Genomic DNA, 20539 nt, shown 5'->3' on the forward strand with positions numbered 1-20539 from the left:
CGGCCGAAGTGCGTTACTGCTAGCAGTTGCGCACTTCGGCCGCCCGGCGGCCCGGTCCGCTCAGTGTGACAGGGGGTTATTTTATGTGACAGGGGTTGTTTTGATTGGCTCAGCTTCAGGGCTTCAACTTCACCCAGTCTGCATTATAAAGCGGCATATGGATTGCTTTTAGCTTTGCTTCGGGGAATTTGATCACTTTGCGGTCGTAGGTCATCAGGCCGTTTGTTTCTATTTCTACGTCGGTTGTTTGCGTGTAGACTGCGGCTGATAATCCTCTTTTGATCAGGGATTCAAATCTTTTTACGAAGGACTCGTAACGGGCGTAAAGCTCCTGCTGGTTTTTAAAACTCTGGTATCCCCAGTTATCCTTTTGCTGCCAAACGTGACCGTCTATCGGCAGCCCCAGCCCGCCGAATTCACCCAGCACAATAATCTGCTTTGCACCAAAAATTTCTGGTCTCGGCATCACCGGTGCGGGATAATTATGCATGTCGATAATGTGGCCGACCGGGAAAAAGTTGCCTCCGCTGGCGCTGTTAACCAGGCGGCTTGGGTCGTATTGCATGGTCCAGTTGGTGATTTCTTCTGTTTTGAATTGTCCCCACGCTTCGTTGAAAGGAACCCATACGACAATGGATGGAAAATGATCATTGGCATCCATGATAGCCTTCCATTCCGTCTTATAAATGTTCTCTGACTCTGGTGTGCGCTGCTTTTCCGTCTCGTCTCCGGTAATGCCGGGACGCTGCTCCCAGTTGTTGCCCATATCGCCGCTCGGCATGTCCTGCCACACCAGCATTCCCAGCTCATCACAATAGCGATACCAACGCGCAGGCTCTACTTTCACGTGTTTTCTGATCATATTGAAGCCCATTTCCTTGGTTTTCAAAATGTCGAATTTCAATGCTTCGTCCGTTGGAGCTGTATAGAGTCCGTCTGGCCACCAGCCCTGATCGAGCGGGCCATATTGGAATAAGAACTTGTTATTCAATGCCATACGCTGAATGCCATTTGCATCCAATTGCATCGAAATTTTACGCATAGCGAAATAGCTCTTCACTTCGTCTACTACTTTTCCGTTCCGGGTTACTGTGAGCACTAAGTCATACAAAAATGGATTTTCGGGCGACCACAACTTAGCATTAGCAATGTTCAGCACGGCATTTTCACCGGATGCGATTTCCTGCTCAGCTACTTTATTGGAGCCGTCCAGCGCAACGATTCTGATCTTGTCCGTTGTTCCTGCATTTTTAAGCGTTGTTGTAACAGTCAAAGTTTGCTTATCAATGTCCGGAACTTGCTTGAAATCAGCAATGTGCGTGGTTGGAACGGTTTCCAGCCAAACGGTTTGCCAGATTCCGGTCACAGGCGTGTACCAGATTGCATGCGGATTTTTGATTTGCTTTCCTCTTGGCTGCGGACCATCGCTGCTGGGGTCCCAGACGCGAACGCTGATGTCCTGCTGCTTTTTCTTCACCAAAAGGTCCGTAATGTCAAAAGAGAAAGGATCGTAGCCGCCCTGATGCGAGCCCGCCGGCTTTCCATTGACAAACACATCACATTTCCAATCCACAGCCCCAAAGTGCAGGAGCACTCTCTGATCTTTTAGCTTAGGCGCAAAGTCAATGTTCCGCTGATACCAGAGCACACTGTCTTTTCCCACAGTCTTACCCACGCCCGACAATGCGGATTCCACGGCGAACGGGACCAATATCTGACCGTCAAAAGCCGCCGGCTTAGTTTCGGACGATTGTTTTGGAACAATTGAGAAATTCCATAAGCCATTGATATTAACCCAATTCTGGCGGACCATTTGCGGCCGCGGATATTCAGGATGAACATTGGCTGCATTTACCTTTTCCGCCCAGGGCGATACGATTTTCCCTTCAACATATTTCCATTCGGGAGACTTCTGCGCAGCCGAGTCGACGCTTAGGATGCATGATAGCAATCCCAATCCTAGCAGTGCTGTTTTCATTAAATTTGAGTTACTGAACAAGATGTTAATTAAATTCAAATTTAAAAGGATTGCAGGAAACCGCTCTACTATCATTTTGCTTAGCTTTGAAATAACTCACTCAAATTCCAACCCATGAAAAAACGCTGTTACCTGGCCATTCTCCTGCTGATCAGCTTTTCTGCCTTCGCACAGGACTACTCCGATAAAATCACACTTGCCCTGCATGGGGGCGCAGGCACCATTACGCGCGCCAGCATGTCGCCGGAGCAGGAAAAAGCCTATAAAGAAGTCCTTAATACGGCATTGCAAAAGGGTTATGGCGTATTGAAAAGTGGCGGAACGAGTGTTCAGGCGGTGGAAGCTACAATCAGGGTTATGGAAGATTCACCGCTTTTCAACGCTGGTAAAGGTGCTGTTTTTACCAACGAGGGCAAAAATGAGCTGGACGCATCCATTATGGAAGGAAAAACACTGAAAGCCGGCGCCATAGCAGGCGTCACCACGATCAGGAACCCGATCAGCACGGCCATTGCCGTCATGGAGAAGTCTCCGCACGTCATGATGGCAGGCAAAGGCGCGGAAACATTTGCGAAAGCGCAGGGACAGGCAATTGTTGATCCTTCCTATTTCTATACCGAGTCCAGGTTTAAAGCATTGCAACGCGCCAAAGAGCAGGAAAAAACAGAGCTGGACCATGACGCCAAAGAAAAGCAGGAAGTAAAAAAAGCGCCGAAGACAGGTTTCGTTGAACAAGACGAGCTGATATTTACAGAAGGCAAAAAATTTGGGACTGTGGGCTGTGTTGCACTGGACAAATTCGGGAATTTAGCGGCTGGAACGTCCACGGGCGGAATGACCAACAAACGATACGGGCGCATCGGCGACGCACCGATCATTGGCGCAGGAACTTATGCAAATAATGCCACATGCGCGGTTTCGGCCACGGGACACGGCGAATATTTCATCCGCTCCGTGGTTGCCTACGACATCTCGGCACTGATGGAATACAAAGGCATGACTTTGCAGGACGCTGCGAATCAAGTGGTGATGAAAAAACTGGTAGAACGTGGCGGCGAAGGCGGCATTATTGCGGTGGACAGGAACGGTAATGTTGCGATGCCTTTTAATAGCGAAGGCATGTACCGCGGTTATATCAAAAGCGACGGAAAAAGTGAGATCCTGATTTATAAGGACTGATTTCGGGTCTTTTGAGCAGGCGGTTTTGCTATGGTTACAAAAACGCGTTTTTATACACTTGTTTCTCATTCCCGTAATACAAAACGGGCTGCTTTTGTCGTTTGGATTAAGTAACGTAACATTCAGCTTCCTTACTCTATGAAATCAGTTTACAAGGTTTTTCTTCTGATCTTACTGGCTTCTCCGCTTTGTTTTGCGACCCATATCCGGGGCGGTGAGATCATGGCTTCACATATTTCCGGCCAAAATTATAACATTAAAGTGCGTTTGTACTTTGACAGGAACGTTGGTGAAGCTGCTGCAACTGCTCAAACAAATGTTTTGGTATGTTTTGGTGATGGTTCTACCAAAGAATTTCAAAGATCGAAAACGGAAGCGCTTCCTGGTGATGTGCTGGTGTCTGACTATGACGGAACGCACACCTATCCTTCTTCCGGGACATTCCAGATTTCTGTTTCAATGGAGAATCGTTCACCCGGAATATTGAACCTGCCGAATTCAGGCGATACACGAGCATTTTTCTGGACTGTTATCAATACACAGGTTTCCAATTCCACGCCTGTCCTTCCCTATCTGGCCTTCGAAGCGGGTGTAAAGCAGTTATTCAAAATTGATCTCAAACCAACCGTTGCTGATGCCGATAGCATTACTGTAAAGCTTCCCAAACTGAGCAAACCTTCGCCGGGCGAGTGCGGCGTGCGTATGCTGGAACATACTTATATGTATCCCAATGAAGTAAGCAGCACAGGCACATTCAAAGTCGTTCCATCGGTTAATCAGTTGGTTTGGCAGGCTCCGGAAGTGTTGGGCAACTACATATTTGCAATGGTAGTAAGTGAATGGCGTGACGGAGTTGCTATTTCTGAGACTTACCGCGAAGGTCTCATTACCGTAATTGACAAGCCCGGCCCGACCGTCGAGATACCACCCTACGAATCGGCTGCAAATGGTGGCTTGATCACGTCTACGCCAAATGTAAAATCGGCAGAAGTTTCCATGGCCATTGAAGCCTATCCGGTTCCTACTGAGACATCAATTACTGTGAAAGCATATAGCAAAAAACGTTCTGTTGTAACATTACAGCTTATAGATATTCGCGGAAGGGTTATCAAGGAAATCAAAAGCGGCGGCCCGGTAATTTCAGTTCAGGAGGAGTTTGATATGCGTAATCTTGCCAAAGGGATTTACATCATAAAAGCAGCAAACGAAAATGATGCGGTGTCGCAGAAAGTGTTGCGGTAAGAGCATTGTAATGGTGTAAAAGAGAAATTTCGTCTTATGTAAATACGACACTTGTATATGCAATTGGTCTCCGTATTTATCATAGGTTAATTATAATTCAGAAAAATGGCTGATCACATGATCAGCCATTTTCTTTTCAATACAATGTAAAAACCTCTTAATTAGCCGCCTGCCCTGACGCCGCAGACATATCGAGCGAAGTGATCCTGTCTTCAACAAACTGGCTTTTCAAAAGCATTTCTTTGATCATCGACAAATGGGTGTAGGTGATCATATGTCCGGCTTTGTGCAGGAAAATGTATTGAGCGCGCTTGCTCTTAATGTGTTTCTTGGCAAAATCAATGTTGGCCGGATCGGCTATCCAGTCATTTCCACCCTGGATTACCGTTGTAGGAAGGTCGAGGTTACGCCAAACGGGCAATAGTTTCCGGAGCTCATCGGAGTGGCTGTATTTCTCAGCCGTAGCCGTATTGAACTCTCCCGGCAAGAACAACTGGATAAAAGAATTCCTGCCCCATTTCGAAAACCAATAAAACTTCTCTTTTTCAGGATCTATAACAGGCGAAACCATGATCAGCTCCTTCACTTGATCCGGTTGCAGTGAAACGAGCTTGGCAGCGATCGGTGCACCGTAAGATCTGCCTAGAACGGTTACTTTTTCTTTGCTTTTATTTAATTCAAAAACGGGTAAAAGTGCATTGGCTTGTGTGGCAATGGAAGTCACATAGCGGTGCTTCTTCTTCATTTTAAGGCGGGATTTCCCATAACCCACACGGTCAACGGACACAATGTGAAAGCGCTTTTGCAGGTCTTCATCGTCCATCAAATTCATATAACCCCATAACGAGCCGGGGGCACCATGGATCAGCAGCAACATTGGCAATGTATCCGCACCCACACTTGCAATGCAAAGGGCAAGCGTATCATTTTTAATAATGCGTTCCTCAGGTTTTACTTTTTTCGCTGCATAATGTTTCCGCACCTGTTTGGCTGATATAGTGTACCGGGAAAAGCAGGAACTGAGCGAAATGGATATTAGAAAAACAACAATTACAGATCGCAAAAATTTAAAACTTGGCATACATTCAGGAATCTTACTGTAATTTATAACTTCACAGGATATTTCAATATACGATTATAAATAGAAAAAGAGTGAAATTCAGGACGTGTTTCTCAAAGAAACAGCCTGGACAAAATTTTTCCTGCTTATTATGTGTTCAATATAAAATTGATGCCAGAAATCCGGGTTATCTAAGCCAAATTCCTACTGTTGATGACAACCAACCAACAAAACGAGTTCTTCCAGCGCCTGGCAGAGCAAAATGAGCAGTATCGCTATCAATTACCTTCGAGACACGATGCTGGTAAGTTTATTCAGGACCTGATTAATTTTCTTTTTCCGATCAGTAAGGACTGCACGAGCTGCCCCACCAAGGACATTGCGATGAAATATGCTGATTTACGCAACAGTCTGAACTGCATGCTGGAACCATTGCTTCCCGAACTGGAAAAAAGCAAGGAGGGAATTCTGGATGACGTTTTTGGGCAGATTCCCGGGATTTACGAGAAATTGTTGCTGGATGCCAAATCAATCACGGATAATGATCCTGCTTCGGTAAGCATTGAAGAGGTCATTTCGGTTTATCCGGGCTTTATGGCTATTGCTACTTATCGCTTTGCCAACTTGTTTGCGCTTGCCGGCATTCCGCTTCTACCCAGGATGTTGACTGAATTCGCGCACAGCCAAACAGGAATCGACATTCACCCGAACGCAACAATCGGCCATTCGTTTTTTATAGACCACGGAACAGGCGTTGTCATCGGCGAAACGACGCACATTGGTAACAATGTTAAATTGTATCAGGGCGTAACATTAGGGGCGACATTTGTATCGAAGTCACTTGCTTCCAGCAAACGGCATCCAACCATTGAAGATAATGTTGTGGTATATGCCAATGCGACGATTTTGGGAGGAGAAACCGTGATAGGCCACGATTCGATCATTGGCGGGAATGCCTGGCTGGTGCGAAGCGTACCTCCATTTTCGCAGGTTTATCACCAGAGCAAAATAGAGATACGCCAGCAGACACCGTCTATTACATAATACTTCTTATAAATCTGCGAACACCTTCCATATACACGGGCTCAGCTTGCGGAAACGCATATCTGGGCTGTGTGGTCATGGTAATGCTTATAAAACCGTAGGTAAGGCACCACCACTCGTAATAGGTTTTGGTAACCATCTCGCCAGATCTCGGACGCAGGCTTGCGATCATTTCCCAAACCGGATTGCCCTTAATGCTCATGGCCTTTCCGTATACATTCTTGGAATCGCAATAAGCGCCTTCCAGATTGAACATTACCTGAAAAACCTCTGGATTTTCGATCGCAAACACCCAGATCCGCTGCGCTACTTCTGCCAACTGCTTCTGGGGATTGCTGAAATGGGTCTTGATTTTTGAAAACTCAGCCTGCAAGATATCGAACCCTTCCATGCGGATCGCTTCGAGCAATTTATCCTTGCTCTCAAAATATTCATAGAGAATCGGAGGGCTGTATTCGATCACTTCAGCAATTTTGCGGATAGAGACCGCTGTCCACCCGTCCTCACGGGCTATTTCCTTTGCTGTTTTGACGATATCCGAACGTACCTGTATTCTGAGGCGTTCTCTTCGCTCTACTATTCCCATACTATAATGCTGATTTTAAGATGGAGTCAGAATGATATGCATTCAAATATAAACATATAGTCCTTACCGCTCAAGAGGATTTTGACCCGTTTATTCAAAACATTTTGTCCTTTAAACTATTTTTTCCTGCAAACACCCCAGATTAAATCTAACAGCGGATTATTAAATTTATGCGTAAAAAAATTTTTTTAAACGCCTGAAAATGTTTTATTCAGCCCTTTTCGGGGGTCCTGTTTTCTCAATTTTTTCGACCAGACGATAATTCGATTCCTGCGCGCGAACCTTCCCGCGCGAGTCGTCGGTGATTCTTAAATTGTTCTGATAAAGGTCCAGCCTGACAGACTTCTGGTTGTCGCTTACATAGTTCCTGAGCACAAGACGCATCTGATTTTTCAGCGCTTCATCCAGGATCGGGAAGCATACATCAATGCGGCGGTGCAGGTTGCGGTGCGTCCAGTCGCAGGACGACAAATACATTTCATCATTGCCGCGGTTGGCAAAATGAAAGATCCGCGTGTTCTCCACATAGCGGTCTACGTGACGGCTTACTACAATGTTATCACTGATCGACGGCAGGCCGGAAATGAGGCCGCAACTTTCACTGACGATCACATGCACCGGAACGCCGGCCTGCCCGGCCTGATAAATCTTATCGATCAGCATATGGTCTTGCAGCTGATTAATTTTAATGGTCACAAAGGATTTTAGCCCCGCGTTACAATTGGCAATTTCGCGGTCTATCAGATCCAGGAGTCTTTTTTGGAGCGTAAATTGTGTTACAAACAGATTATTGAAGGGTAAATATTTATACTTTTTCGGCTCGTCCTGCGTAGACAAATATCCAAAAAGCAGTTCCAGCTCGTTGGTCAGTTCCCGGTGGCTCGTTAACAATGCGTGATCAACGATTTCCCGGCTGGTAAGCCTGTAAAAACCGCCCGTTCCAAAAAATGCGTATCGTTCCCAGCCTTTGTGGACTTTGCGTTTGACCAAAGCAATTTTGGCATGTACTTTCAATCCGGGGACGCTCAGAATGATCTTTACGCCCGCATCCCGCATTTTTTTGGACCAATGCAAATTTTCCTGAATGTCGAGCTTCGTATTAAGCTCTACATAAGTTGTAACCCGCTTACCATTGCGTGCTGCGCTGATCAACGAGTTCAGTATAAAGGAATTAGGGCTGATCTTATAAAGCGAAACGTGGATCTCGCGCACATGCGGGTCGACGGCAGCTTCATTAAAAAACCGCACGATGGGCTCGTAAGAATGGTAAGGCAAATGCAGCAGCTGATCTGCCTTTTGTATGGATTCAAAAACAGAGGTAACATCGTCGAAATCCGGATTCTGGATTGGGCGCTGAACAGGATAATCCAATCGCCGCGAAAGTTGCGGGAAGGTCATCAGGTCCTGCATATAAATGTAATGTCCCCGCTCGTGAAACTCGTTCATCGGGATGGCAGCCTTGCTGACCAGATATTCACGCATATACAGCGGCATACCCGATTCATAGAAATATTGCGCGGGCTGGACGAAATTGCGCTTTTCCAGCTGTTTCAAAATGCGCTGCGCAAGCTGCATCGGATACTCGTCTTCTATCGACAGTTCGGTATCTTTCTCGACCCGTAACGCATAGCTTTCCAAAACATCGTAACCCGGAAAAAGCAAGGGCAGATGTTCCCGGATAACGTCTTCCAGGAAAGCAACCTGCTTTTTCCCATCCAGTTCCGGCAACTCCGCGAAGCGGCCAAAAAGCTCGGACGGAATATTTACAATCGCATACCAATCCTCTTCCGTATCATCCCTATGCTGCAGCCTGACAACCAGATACAATTGTTTGGATTCGAAAAAGGGCATTTTCGAGCTTCTCCGACTGTCTAGAAAAACGGGCTGCAAATGCCTGAAAAGCTTGTCGACAAAAAATTTCCTCAAAAAATTCAGATGCTCATTCGCAAATGTTTCCCGATAATATAAATGTACGCCCTGCTCATGCAGCGCGGGAAGAATTCCAGTAAGTAATATGTCGTTGAACTCGCGCAGCTGGTTTTCAACCGTTTCGTAAACGTGTTCCAGCAATGACTCAGGGAAAAGATTGAGTTTGGTACGGATATCGTTGCTCACCTCCCCCATGGCCAGCAAGCTGGGAACACGTGCGCGGAAGAATTCTTTGGTTTGATATGCGTAAATGCCAAGAAAACGTAAACGTTCCCTCACCGGTACAGTCTCATCGTTGGCTTCCAGTAATAATCGGTAATTATTAGACAGCCAACTTAGATTTGTATCGAAGTAGGGATAAGCAACATCTATCATTGATTAAGGTAAAAAAGATTCAAAATTTGCTACAATATAAATACATTTGGCCGGTAAGGATCTAACTTTGCGACACAAAGATTTAACAAAGTTCGGCAAGCGTCCGATGTTATTTCTTTCATTTAAAACTTAATTACAGTACTATGCAATATCAATTATTGGGCCGGTCAGGTTTACGTGTTTCGGAAGTTTGCCTGGGCACCATGACCTTCGGAACTGAGTGGGGATGGGGAGCGGATAAGCATGAAAGCTATAAGATATTCGAAAGTTTCGCAGGCGCAGGAGGCAATTTTATAGATACAGCCAACCGCTATACAGAAGGCTCTTCCGAAAAATATGTAGGTGAATTCATTGAAAATGACCGTGATCACTGGGTCTTAGCGACCAAATTCACGCTAAAAGACCGGAACGACGACCTTAATTTTGCCGGTAACCACCGCAAAAACATGATGCGCTCGGTGAGAGCAAGCTTGAAGCGCCTGAATACGGAATACATTGACCTGCTATGGGTTCACCTTTGGGACAATACAACCCCCGTTGAGGAAGTAATGCGCGGCCTGGACGACCTGGTCACACGAGGTTTGGTCCATTATGTCGGCATTTCGGATACACCGGCCTGGGTGGTTTCACAGGCAAATACGATTGCAGATTTTCGCGGCTGGAATGCATTTGCGGCCATTCAGTTTGAATATTCCCTTATTCAGCGCACACCGGAACGCGACTTGCTTCCTATGGCAAAAGCGCTTGGACTTGCTGTAACACCCTGGGGCACAATAGGTGGCGGCGCACTTACCGGAAAATATTTACGCGGTGAAGCCGGCCGCGTTCCGGACCATAGCATTCGCAGAAACGAGCATAGTAGCATTATAGCACAAACTGTGGTGGATGTGGCCAGTGAATTGGGCGTAACGCCGGTGCAGGTGGCGATCAACTGGGCGCGTCACCGCGATCAGGTAATGATCCCGATCATTGGTGCTTCAAAGGAAAAACAACTTGTGGATTCGCTTGGCTGCCTGTCGTTCAAGTTGCCCGATGAAATGATCGCGCGGCTTAACGAGGTAAGTAAAATCGAGCTGGGTTTCCCGCATGAATTTCTTAAATCCGAAGGCGTGAAGGAAGAGGCGTTCGGAGGACTTTATGAAAAGCTGGAAAATCACAGAAGCTAACTGTAACGTATCGGCTGCCGGCCATTAAATGTAAAGCCGGCAGCCGATAGCATTTGGCTACTATTAATTTCTGCCCCAGCTCTCAGGAGCTACGCGCCATGCGCTCAGACTTTCCAGTTGAGAGCTGTCAATGTAATTGTGTTCCAATGCGGTTTCTATCAATGCATTGTAATTGCTCACTGTGCTAAGCTTTACATTTTTCTCTTTGAAATTATTTTCTGCAACCGCGAAGCCGTAGGTAAAAATCGCGACCATTCCAGCCACTTCAATCTCCGCTTCCCGCAGCACGTCAACCACTTTCAAAGAGCTTCCGCCGGTTGAGATCAGGTCTTCAATGATAATCACCGACTGACCTTTTTCCAGTCTGCCCTCGATCTGATTGCCCATGCCGTGCTTCTTAGGCTCAGGACGAACATATGCGAAAGGCAATTCCAGCAAGTCTGCTACCAATGCTCCCTGGGCAATGCCGCCCGTTGCCACACCTACAACTGCCTGCACATCAGGATATTCCTTTTTTATCAATGCCGCCAAGGTCTTTTTGATAAAAGTTCGTGTGTCAGGATAAGATAACGCCACACGGTTATCGCAGTAAATGGGAGACAGCCAGCCCGAACTCCATTGGAATGGCTTATCGGGACTTAGTTTTATTGCTTTGGCTTCAAGCAGCAATTCAGCGATTCTTTTGGTAATATCCTGTTGGTTTAGCATTGCTAGTCTTCGGATTCTTCGTTTGTACTATGATTGATTACTAATAATTTATCGATCCGGCTCCGGTCCATATCAATCACTTCAAACTCGAAGTGCTTCCATTTGAACTTCTCGCCGGTGGTAGGAATATTTTCAAGAATGTGCAGCACAAAACCGCCCAATGTGTTAAATCCAACAAATTCCCGGCGCTCAGCTTCCTGAATGTTGAGATTGAAATACTGGATAAAATCATCGAATGGCAATTGTGCATCGATGAGAAAGCTGCCGTCTTCCCTCCGGACCACTTCGGATGCTTCTTCAATGTCCTCTGAAATATCACCAACGAGCGCATCCATGATGTCGTGCATGGTTAACACGCCCAGAATGCCGCCATACTCATCCACAATGATACCGAAATAGACGCGCTGCTCTTTGAATTTGGCCAGGGCCTGATATGCACGGTTGCTTTCGGGCAGATAAACCGGGTCTTTTACAACCGCATTCATATTGGCAAGCTGCGCTTCTATATCCGTTGCAATGAGGTCTTTCACATAAACCAAACCCACCACATCATCCACAGCGCCGCGGCAAACTGGATAAATCGAATGTCTTGCATCGAAAATCTTGGCTTTATTTTCCTCAACAGAATCTTCCAGGTCCAGCCAAACGATCTCCTGGCGATTGGTCATGAGTGACGTCACTTTCCTGTCCCCCAGCTGGAACACATTGTGAACGATCTCCTGCTCAATTTCTTCAAAGACACCGCCCGAAGTCCCTTCCTGTATCAAACTTTTAATTTCCTCCTCTGTGACCGAATTTTCACTTTGTTTAATATTTAATATCTTGATAATGAAGTCACTGGAAAAGCCTAGCAATGCGATAAAGGGCGCCGTGGCCTTCGAAAGCAGGTTCATAGGCATGGCCATGAACTTCGAAATGGACTCGGGATTAGCCATTCCTATTCTTTTAGGAACCAGCTCACCAAGGACTAATGATAAATATGTGATAAATACCAGCACTGATCCAACAGCCAGAGAATGGGCATATGGCATCAGAAACGGGATAGTAGCAATGTATTTTTCAAAATCACTCGTAATGTTGTCACCGCTGTACATACCCGTCAAAAGACCGATAAGCGTGATGCCGATTTGCACGGTAGACAGAAAACGAGTGGGTGAATTGGCGAGATGAAGGGCTGCTTTCGCACTGGAATCTCCATTTTTTGCAGCGGCTTCGAGACGTGATTTGCGGGATGAAACGAGTGCAATCTCAGACATGGAAAAGACACCATTGAGCAGCACAAGCAGTAGAATTATCAGGAGTTCCAAGAACTGTATATTTGATACAAGCACAAATTTATCAATAATAATCACTGTCTAAACTAAACTCTTTACTTAATTTTGGCATCGATTCACGTACCATTTGAAAAATGATCATTTTTTTTGACGACCGTCCTTTGCGAATTGTACGGAACAATCAGCTTTCTGCAACGGAAACTTCCGCCTTCGATCACATTGTAGACCTGAGACTTGATAAGCTGCAAAAAAAGATGCTAACCGGCCACGTGCTCTTCCTGAACACCACTGCCGCCTCTGCCATGCAGCTCATTGAACTCCTGGACAAAGCCGTCCCGGCAGACATGTTATCAGTCACGATGGCGACGCGGGAAAGGTCGGAAGTAGAAGAGAAAATTAAAGGCAGTTACAAAGTTATCAAGGCCGCAGGAGGTGTTGTGGTGAAGGAAGGAAAGTGGCTTTTCATGTTCCGCCGCAAAAAGTGGGACCTGCCCAAAGGCAAGCTGGACAAAGGTGAAAATTCCAGAACGGCTGCTATCAGAGAGATTGAAGAAGAAACCGGCGTAAAAGCATCAGTTAAGGACAAAATCTGCACCACATGGCACACTTACAGCCTCAATAACAACCGGATTTTAAAGCGGACCAAATGGTATCTTTTTGACTGCATCGATGATGCCAACATGCAGCCGCAAGCCGAAGAGCAGATTGAAAAACTGGGCTGGTATACGCAGAGCGAAGCTAAATCGATTCTTATAAATTCTTACAGTTCAATTCGTTACGTAATTGAAAGCTTGAATAAAACCCACGACATTAAAGAACAATAATATCGCAAGACTATACTTTTAATAAACTCAGCCTTAATGGTTGAGTTTATTTAGTTCAGAAAGGGAATAAGGGAGAAAATCATCCACACGCTGCCCGTATCGGTGCAAATCGCGGATAATGCTCGAACTGATCGGCGCCAGCATGGGTGAAGTGATCAGAAATACTGTTTCAATTTCTTCGTAAAGATATCGGTTGACCTGCGAGATGCCATTTTCGTACTCGAAATCGGTCGTGTTACGCAAACCCCTCAGCAGAAATGTTGCTCCCAGTTCACGTGCTGTATGCGCAGTAAGGTCATCATAAGTAACAACCTTCACATTGGTTTGATCCGAAAAAGTCTTTTCGATCATTTCCTTCATCACATCGAGCGGGAAATAGCGCTTCTTGGTTGCGTTGTTCCCAATGCCAATGACCACTTCATCAAAAAGCCGTAATCCGCGTAAAACAATGTCTTCGTGCCCTTTTGTGAATGGATCAAACGATCCCGGAAATAGTGCTATACGCTTCATAAGAGCAGTATTTACAATTAAGATGATACGAGGTAGGTATTGAAAAGGCCAAAATAACGATGTCCCGGAACGTCCGCACATTGTCTGTTGTATTTCAGCGTTGTGGGCCCGTTGCCGATCTGCAAATTGGGGAAAAATCTTGAAAGCTCGGTGTAAGCGTCGGAAGAAGATGCGATTTCACCGTAGCAAAGCACTTTCATCTCCTCGGGAAGGAAATTAAGCTGGCTTAGTGTGAACAGAATGATGTAGGCCAGTTCCTGCGTTTTGGAAAAGCGGAACCGGTTGCAAAGTATCAGTTGCTGGCTTTCGGTAATAACCAGCGTGAAATAATCTTTTTCAAAATAAACGGAAACCATCCTCAGCTGCTGATGTTCCAGATGGCTTACGAGTGCGCCAATGATCAGCGGGCTGGTCAAATGGTAGAATGTGATCTGCGACGACCCAAAATGGTTGATCATCCAGTCGTACCAAATCTGCGGAACGCTGAAGACATTATGTGCGCGGATAAGCGGAAGATCGTGATAGAGCACTTTTTCATCCTTAGGAACCGGGTTACCCAATGCAAATGCGAGATAATCGGCCGCAGCATCTTGCTCAAAAATCAGATTGGGAATTAAGCTGAATGCGTGTGAATTAATTGAAATCCTGACATATTTCCAGCTATGCGATGACCAGAGCAAATGTCCGGTAAAAACCTTTTTGAGCCTTTCAAAGATCTCCGTAGGGTTTAAAACGGTTTCAAAGCTGTAATCTTCCAGCCAGATACATTCCATGTTTTCATCGCGGACAATGCAAAACCGGATGCGCCTTTCGTCCACTTCAATGCACAATGTGCACAATGGAATACTGGACGCGTCGAATGAGTTATCGCCTACAAGCAGCGTAGGAATAATTTCAATGACCTGGTTTTCAGAATTTGCCACAATAAAGGGGTAAAGTTTAAATCTATATTAATGTTTCAGGTTGGGGTAAAAACTTGTCCAATCTGAGCAACTCTTCCAATGATCGCACTCTGCTGAAAATGCTGTGAGATGCATCTGAGGGAAAAGATTTGATTTCATCGAGCCGTAAAAATTTGACTTCCTCAATGATCTGGTTTGCCGCTGAAATTTCCGGATCAGCGCCTTTATCCATCTTGCCTTGCACTGCTTTTATTTCAAAAAAAAGCTCAATAGCGTGAAGTGGAGGCCGTACATGCTCGTTGACAAACAGCAAATCCCCGATTTCAGCATCCAGACCAGTTTCTTCTTTGATCTCCCGTTTCAAGGCCGCTTCCGCAGTTTCCCCGAAAAGAATCCCTCCGCCCGGCGGGCTCCAAAAAGACTGCTCTTTGCCATACAATGAATGATTTACCAAAAGAATCCGATCCCGGACAATGTATATGCCGCTTACACGAACACGCACATTCCCGCCGTATAAATTCTTTACTTCATCATTCAAAGTCTGCACCAGCGCTCACTTTTTTGGAGCGGCAAAGATAACCAACCTGGGATAATTGACAAGATATAATATAAGGATCAGGAATAAGGACTTCCTGAGATGTAGCTTTCGAGCGTATTGATGTGCTCCTTTTGTTCGTAGATAATAGCGGAAACAATGTCATTGATGGAGATGATCCCGACGAGCTTTCCATCCTGATTAACAGGCAGATGTCGGATATGTTTGTCAGACATGATCTGCATACATTCCTCAATTTTCTGGTCCGTTTCAACCGTAATCACTTTGCTTGTCATTACTTCCCGGATGCGCGTGTCCCGCGAACTCTTTCCCTGCAGAATAACTTTTCTGGCATAATCCCTTTCGGAAAAGATCCCGATCAATTCATTATCTTCAAGAACCAAAACTGCACCGATGTTCTTAGCGGCCATGAGTTCCAGAGCTTCAAACACCGTATTGTCCTGCGTTACCGACCAAAGCGCATTGACAGGCTTGTTGCCCATTACATGTTGTACTAGCATAGATGATTGAGGTTTTGGAGTGTAATTGATAAACTTTGGAAATCTAATATATGCAATTACGCCTTTAAAATGCAATAAATTCTAAGTATATTTTTGTAACTGAGGCACACTTTGATTTTAGTAATCCTTGCCTTAGCTTCGGCATTATGGAAACAGATAAGATTTTACCTTCCCAGCTTTTACGCAAGCGTTTTCCTTTCAAACCCACCGAAGGCCAGCTCCGTTTTTTCGAGCAGACCAATGATTTCCTCGTCGAAGAAAAAGGCCTGGAACGTTACCGCGACTGCTTTTTGCTGAAAGGTTATGCAGGAACAGGAAAGACAACCATCATCAGCACATTGATTAAAGTGTTGAAGAACTTTGGCTATAAATCCATTTTGCTCGCCCCGACCGGCCGTGCTGCAAAAGTAATGTCAGGCTATTCCGAAAAGGTCGCATTAACGATCCATAAGAAAATATACAAGCAAACCGCCGACTCGTTTTCGGGCAACCTGACATTCCAGCGCCAGAAAAATTACCATGACAATACGCTCTTCATCGTCGATGAAGCTTCCATGATCACCGATGATGCCGATTTCGGCAACAAAAGTTTGCTCGCCGACTTAATCGAATTCGTTTTCGAAAACCCCGGAAACAAGCTCATGCTGGTTGGCGACGTGGCGCAGCTCCCGCCCGTTGGTAAGGAACTGAGCCCAGCCCTGGACGGCGATTATCTGGAAAAGACATTCTATATGTCTGTGTTTCAGGAAGAATTAAGGGAAGTAATGCGGCAGGATGAAGAATCCGGAATATTGTTCAACGCAACTTCATTAAGGAACCAGTTGGTCGCAGAAAAACCCGAAATTCAGATCACCACACGCTCTTACCGAGATGTTTTCAAGATGACCGGTGAAAAATTGGAAGAAGGGCTTCGCTACGCTTACGACAAATACGGCCAGGAAAATTCCATCATCCTGACGCGTTCCAACAAATCCGCTGTTCAATACAATGAATATATCCGGCGTACCATTAACTTCTCCGAAGAAGAACTCGATGCCGGTGACCGGCTGATGGTGGTCCGTAACAATTACAACATTCTCGACGAGGATTCACCCGCAGGCTTCATCGCCAACGGAGATTTTGTTGAATTATTAAAGATCCGAAAAACGCAGGAAATGCACGGTTTCCGCTTTGCAGACGTAACATTACGCCTGACGGATTACGAAAAACAACCAGAATTCGACGCCAAAATCTTCCTCGACACATTACATTCCGCCTCCCCTTCCCTATCCGCCGAGGATAACAAGAAGCTGTACGAAAGCGTCCAGAAGGACTATTTTGATATCTCTTCCAAGAAAGAAAGAATGGAAGCATTGAGGAAAGATCCTTTCCTGAACGCCTTACAAGTAAAATTCGCATATGCATTAACCTGCCACAAGGCCCAGGGCGGCCAATGGAGTTCAGTTTTTATAGATCAGGGCTATTTGCCCGAGGAACAAATCAATATAGAATTTATCCGCTGGCTCTACACGGCCATTACAAGGGCAACCGACGAAGTTTTCCTAATGAATTTCCACCAGCACTTTTTCAAATAAAAATGCCAAAAGCATTAAAATGCCGCAGGCACGCCATACGGTAGCAAAAATACATCATCACAAAATGCAAAGAAATGCCAGAGGCATGACATATCGGTAGCAAAAAACGATTTCGAACACGATGTAATGCCGGCAGGCATGTAACAACATGCATAATGCTTGCTGTCGCATCCCTCCGGGATTGGCAATTTGCATTGATATTGTTCATTCTACCAATATTGCGTCGCTCTGCGACTTACTACTTCGCTTCGGCGCGGTTGCTATTTAGCAGCGGCGCGTTGCAGACGGTCGTTGATCGCAAGGCCTAAGCCTTCTGAAGGGACACGTTCTGCCCGGATTTGCTCCATAGGCAATGTATCCAACTCCCTCAGAAATGCAAACAAGTTATGCGCAGCTTCCTTCATATCACCACTTTTACTTAAAATACGCTGATATTTCAGATCAATGTCTTCCAGATATTTGTCAAAAACCAGATAACCTGTCAGCTCATCATCTCCTGCCGGAAATATTCCTCTCTCATACAAATAAAGCGGTTTTCTGGGCGCGTAGTGGCTTTTCAACATTCCCGGCGCTTTGGGATTCGATGAAGAATGTGGCATAAGCCTTACTTTTCCAACGATCTCTTCAATCTCCTCCACGGCTAAACCGCCCAACCTGTAAATCACCGGTTCGTCGTTTTCAAAACCCACAATGGTCGATTCAATGCCCACTTCACTTTCACCTCCATCCAATATATAAGCTATCTTTTCTCCCAATTGCGCATTCACATGGCCAGCATTCGTAGGGCTAATGTAACCGAACGGGTTAGCACTGGGCGCAGCAAGTGGAAATGGCAGTGCCTTCAGAAGTTCAAGCAGCAAAGGATGATTAGGAACGCGCACGGCAACATTATCCAGTCCGGACGTTACCAGATCAGGAATGATCTGTTTTTTGGGAAGCAATAAAGTCAGCGGACCGGGCCAGAAATGCACGGCGAGCTGCAATGCTTTTTCCGGAAAATCGGAAACGTAATGCTGCACTTTTTCTAATGAATCCGTGTGAATGATCAGCGGATCGAAGGCCGGCCGGTTTTTCACCTCGAAAATAGACAGCACCGCACTGTCGTTCAAGGCATTACCAGCCAATCCATAAACAGTTTCGGTAGGAATAGCCACCAATTCCCCTTTTATGAGGAATTCTTTTGCAACTTCAATATCGTTTCCGGTAATCGCCAAAGTGGATGCTGTTTTTCAAAATGCAAAAGTACGGCGATGATTGTTAAGAGCAAATGTTGGGGCGAGTCATTTAGATTGTTTTTAAATAACCTTTAAAATTGAGATTGCAGACTACTGGTATATAATCCGTGTTTATATTTATTGATTAAATAGCATTTCTAAACTACCCTTTTTACTATGTTTCAAATCAAAGAACAACCTGCTGTTTTTGACGTCTGTATCATTGGCTCAGGAGCGGGAGGTGGAATGGCAGCACTTCAACTTGCCCAACAGGGAGCCAAAGTGGCGCTTTTGGAGGCAGGTGGATATTTCGATCCTGCTGATCCTAAATATATTACGCAGCTCAAATGGCCATACGAGTCGCCACGCCGCGGTGCTTCCAACCACCGTCCGTTCGGGGATTTCGATGCTGCCTGGGGAGGCTGGGAACTGGAAGGGGAACCTTACACAAGAAAGAACGGAACACAATTCGACTGGTTCAGATCGCGGATGCTGGGCGGCCGTACCAATCACTGGGGCCGTATTTCGCTGCGTTTCGGACCAAAAGATTTTAAAAGAAAAAGCATAGACGGACTTGGCGACGACTGGCCGATCGGTTACGACGACGTGAAGCCTTACTATGATAAAGTTGATAAGCTGATCGGGGTTTTCGGAACGGTTGAGAACATGGACAATGAGCCGGATGGTATCTTCCTTCCTCCTCCAAAGCCACGTTTGCACGAGCTTTTCATTAAGCAGGCTGGTAAGAAGGCCAACATTCCGGTTATCCCGTCCAGGCTTTCGATCTTAACCAAACCGATTAACGATCAGCGTGGGGTTTGCTTCTATTGCAGCCAGTGCTCCCGCGCCTGCCAGGCATATGCGGATTTTTCTTCATCATCTGTGCTTTGTATCCCTGCTGTAAAAACCGGTAATGTTACATTGATCAACAATGCTATGGCACGCGAAGTGCTTACCGATCCGGTTACTGGGCTTGCAACAGGGGTTTCTTATGTTGATAGCCAAAAGCTTACCGAGCATACCATCAAGGCAAAAGTTGTTGTTCTTGCTGCAAGTGCAGGGGAATCTGCAAGGCTGCTATTGAACTCAAAATCAGACAGACACCCGAACGGACTAGCCAATTCAAGCGGCGTAGTAGGAAGATATCTGCACGATTCAACGGGTGCTTCACGCGGCGCATTCCTTCCGCACTTGATGGACAGAAAGCGTTATAACGAGGATGGTGTAGGCGGAATGCACGTGTACACGCCTTGGTGGCTGGACAACAAAAAACTGGATTTCCCAAGAGGTTACCACATTGAATACGGCGGCGGAATGGGCATGCCTAGCTACGGATTCGGTGCCGGAATTGAAAATATGAACGGAAAATACCCGACAGCAGCAGGTGTCACCAAGCCAGCGGGTGGATATGGTTCGTCATTGAAAGAAGATTACCGTCGTTTCTACGGAGCTTACGTCGGCATGGCCGGTCGTGGCGAAGCGGTTCCGAATTTTGATAACTACTGTGAAATTGACCCGAATGTGGTTGATAAGTTTGGTATTCCCGTACTTCGTTTCCACTACAAATGGACGGATTACGAGATCAAACAAGCAAAACACATGCATGACACTTTCGAAGAGATCATTCATGCATTGGGTGGCGTTGCGAGTGGAACCAAGCCTGGCGCAGACACCAATTACGGCATTGCAGCTCCGGGTCGTATCATTCACGAAGTAGGAACGGTGCGCATGGGTAATGATCCCAAAACTTCTGCGTTGAACAAGTTCTCACAAGCGCACGACGCGAAAAACGTGTTTGTGGTAGATGGTGGTTCTTTTGTATCCCAAGCGGATAAAAACCCAACCTGGACCATTCTGGCGCTTTCTATGAGAGCTTCGGAGTATATCACGGAGCAGGTTAAACAGAAAAATATCTAAC

The 20539-nt window shown here is 45.9% G+C and carries 18 protein-coding genes; 7 read left to right on the forward strand and 11 right to left on the reverse strand.

What is annotated here, in order from left to right; all coding sequences use genetic code 11:
• Positions 1-115 precede the first annotated feature (115 nt).
• Positions 116-1978, reverse strand: a complete 1863-nt coding sequence (locus L0660_RS21905) for a glycoside hydrolase family 2 protein (protein ID WP_235161334.1) — start codon at positions 1976-1978, stop codon at positions 116-118.
• 114 nt (positions 1979-2092) lie between these two features.
• Here L0660_RS21905 and L0660_RS21910 point away from each other — a divergent pair, with 114 nt between their 5' ends.
• Positions 2093-3157 (forward strand): isoaspartyl peptidase/L-asparaginase family protein, encoded by a 1065-nt coding sequence (locus L0660_RS21910; protein ID WP_235161335.1) that lies wholly within the window; start codon positions 2093-2095, stop codon positions 3155-3157.
• 138 nt (positions 3158-3295) lie between these two features.
• On the forward strand, positions 3296-4399 hold the full coding sequence (locus tag L0660_RS21915) for a T9SS type A sorting domain-containing protein (protein ID WP_235161336.1): 1104 nt from the start codon (positions 3296-3298) through the stop codon (positions 4397-4399).
• Between the two features lie 157 nt (positions 4400-4556).
• Here the strand turns inward: L0660_RS21915 and L0660_RS21920 are convergent, their stop codons facing one another.
• Positions 4557-5381, reverse strand: a complete 825-nt coding sequence (locus L0660_RS21920) for an alpha/beta fold hydrolase (RefSeq protein WP_235161337.1) — start codon at positions 5379-5381, stop codon at positions 4557-4559.
• 291 nt (positions 5382-5672) lie between these two features.
• Here L0660_RS21920 and epsC point away from each other — a divergent pair, with 291 nt between their 5' ends.
• The gene (gene epsC / locus L0660_RS21925; RefSeq protein WP_235161338.1) at positions 5673-6503 is read left to right on the forward strand and encodes a serine O-acetyltransferase EpsC; all 831 of its coding nucleotides are present in this window, start codon (positions 5673-5675) and stop codon (positions 6501-6503) included.
• On the opposite strand, the gene L0660_RS21930 is transcribed toward epsC, so the two are convergent.
• Together L0660_RS21930 and ppk1 are read right to left on the reverse strand one after the other, a co-directional pair.
• On the reverse strand, positions 6496-7089 hold the full coding sequence (locus L0660_RS21930) for a TetR/AcrR family transcriptional regulator (protein ID WP_026630281.1): 594 nt from the start codon (positions 7087-7089) through the stop codon (positions 6496-6498). The genes epsC and L0660_RS21930 overlap by 8 nt on opposite strands.
• A 207-nt stretch (positions 7090-7296) precedes the next feature.
• Entirely contained in the window at positions 7297-9393 is a 2097-nt protein-coding gene (gene ppk1 / locus L0660_RS21935; RefSeq protein ID WP_235161339.1) for a polyphosphate kinase 1, read from the reverse strand.
• A gap of 143 nt (positions 9394-9536) precedes the next feature.
• Here ppk1 and L0660_RS21940 point away from each other — a divergent pair, with 143 nt between their 5' ends.
• Positions 9537-10559, forward strand: coding sequence for an aldo/keto reductase (locus L0660_RS21940; protein WP_235161340.1), 1023 nt, complete (start codon positions 9537-9539; stop codon positions 10557-10559).
• A gap of 63 nt (positions 10560-10622) precedes the next feature.
• On the opposite strand, the gene pyrE is transcribed toward L0660_RS21940, so the two are convergent.
• Together pyrE and L0660_RS21950 are read right to left on the reverse strand one after the other, a co-directional pair.
• On the reverse strand, positions 10623-11267 hold the full coding sequence (pyrE, locus tag L0660_RS21945; protein ID WP_235161341.1) for an orotate phosphoribosyltransferase: 645 nt from the start codon (positions 11265-11267) through the stop codon (positions 10623-10625).
• A gap of 2 nt (positions 11268-11269) precedes the next feature.
• Positions 11270-12574, reverse strand: coding sequence for a hemolysin family protein (locus L0660_RS21950; RefSeq protein ID WP_255703353.1), 1305 nt, complete (start codon positions 12572-12574; stop codon positions 11270-11272).
• A gap of 101 nt (positions 12575-12675) precedes the next feature.
• On the opposite strand from L0660_RS21950, the gene L0660_RS21955 reads away from it, so the two are divergent.
• Positions 12676-13365 (forward strand): NUDIX hydrolase, encoded by a 690-nt coding sequence (locus L0660_RS21955; protein WP_235161342.1) that lies wholly within the window; start codon positions 12676-12678, stop codon positions 13363-13365.
• Between the two features lie 33 nt (positions 13366-13398).
• Here L0660_RS21955 and coaD read toward each other — a convergent pair whose 3' ends face one another.
• From coaD to L0660_RS21975, 4 genes are all read right to left on the reverse strand, one after another.
• Positions 13399-13875 carry a pantetheine-phosphate adenylyltransferase gene (gene coaD / locus L0660_RS21960; protein WP_233796119.1) on the reverse strand — a complete coding sequence of 159 codons (477 nt, stop codon included), beginning with the start codon at positions 13873-13875 and terminating at the stop codon, positions 13399-13401.
• A gap of 17 nt (positions 13876-13892) precedes the next feature.
• Positions 13893-14798: a DUF3822 family protein gene (locus L0660_RS21965; RefSeq protein ID WP_235161343.1), complete on the reverse strand. Its 906-nt coding sequence runs from the start codon at positions 14796-14798 to the stop codon at positions 13893-13895.
• Positions 14799-14820: 22 nt separating this feature from the next.
• Positions 14821-15324, reverse strand: coding sequence for an NUDIX domain-containing protein (locus L0660_RS21970; RefSeq protein WP_235161344.1), 504 nt, complete (start codon positions 15322-15324; stop codon positions 14821-14823).
• A gap of 68 nt (positions 15325-15392) precedes the next feature.
• Positions 15393-15833 (reverse strand): CBS domain-containing protein, encoded by a 441-nt coding sequence (locus tag L0660_RS21975; protein WP_026630290.1) that lies wholly within the window; start codon positions 15831-15833, stop codon positions 15393-15395.
• A 146-nt stretch (positions 15834-15979) separates the two neighbouring features.
• Between L0660_RS21975 and L0660_RS21980 the strand changes: the two genes are divergently transcribed.
• On the forward strand, positions 15980-17407 hold the full coding sequence (locus L0660_RS21980; RefSeq protein ID WP_235161345.1) for an ATP-dependent RecD-like DNA helicase: 1428 nt from the start codon (positions 15980-15982) through the stop codon (positions 17405-17407).
• 260 nt (positions 17408-17667) lie between these two features.
• Here the strand turns inward: L0660_RS21980 and L0660_RS21985 are convergent, their stop codons facing one another.
• The gene (locus L0660_RS21985) at positions 17668-18621 is read right to left on the reverse strand and encodes an L-threonylcarbamoyladenylate synthase (protein WP_235161346.1); all 954 of its coding nucleotides are present in this window, start codon (positions 18619-18621) and stop codon (positions 17668-17670) included.
• A gap of 177 nt (positions 18622-18798) precedes the next feature.
• Here L0660_RS21985 and L0660_RS21990 point away from each other — a divergent pair, with 177 nt between their 5' ends.
• A complete protein-coding gene (locus L0660_RS21990; RefSeq protein WP_026630293.1) occupies positions 18799-20538 on the forward strand; it encodes a GMC family oxidoreductase in 1740 nt (579 codons plus the stop codon).
• Position 20539: the final 1 nt, after the last annotated feature.

It is taken from the genome of Dyadobacter sp. CY351 (genome assembly GCF_021502625.1).
GTDB lineage: Bacteria > Bacteroidota > Bacteroidia > Cytophagales > Spirosomataceae > Dyadobacter > Dyadobacter chenhuakuii.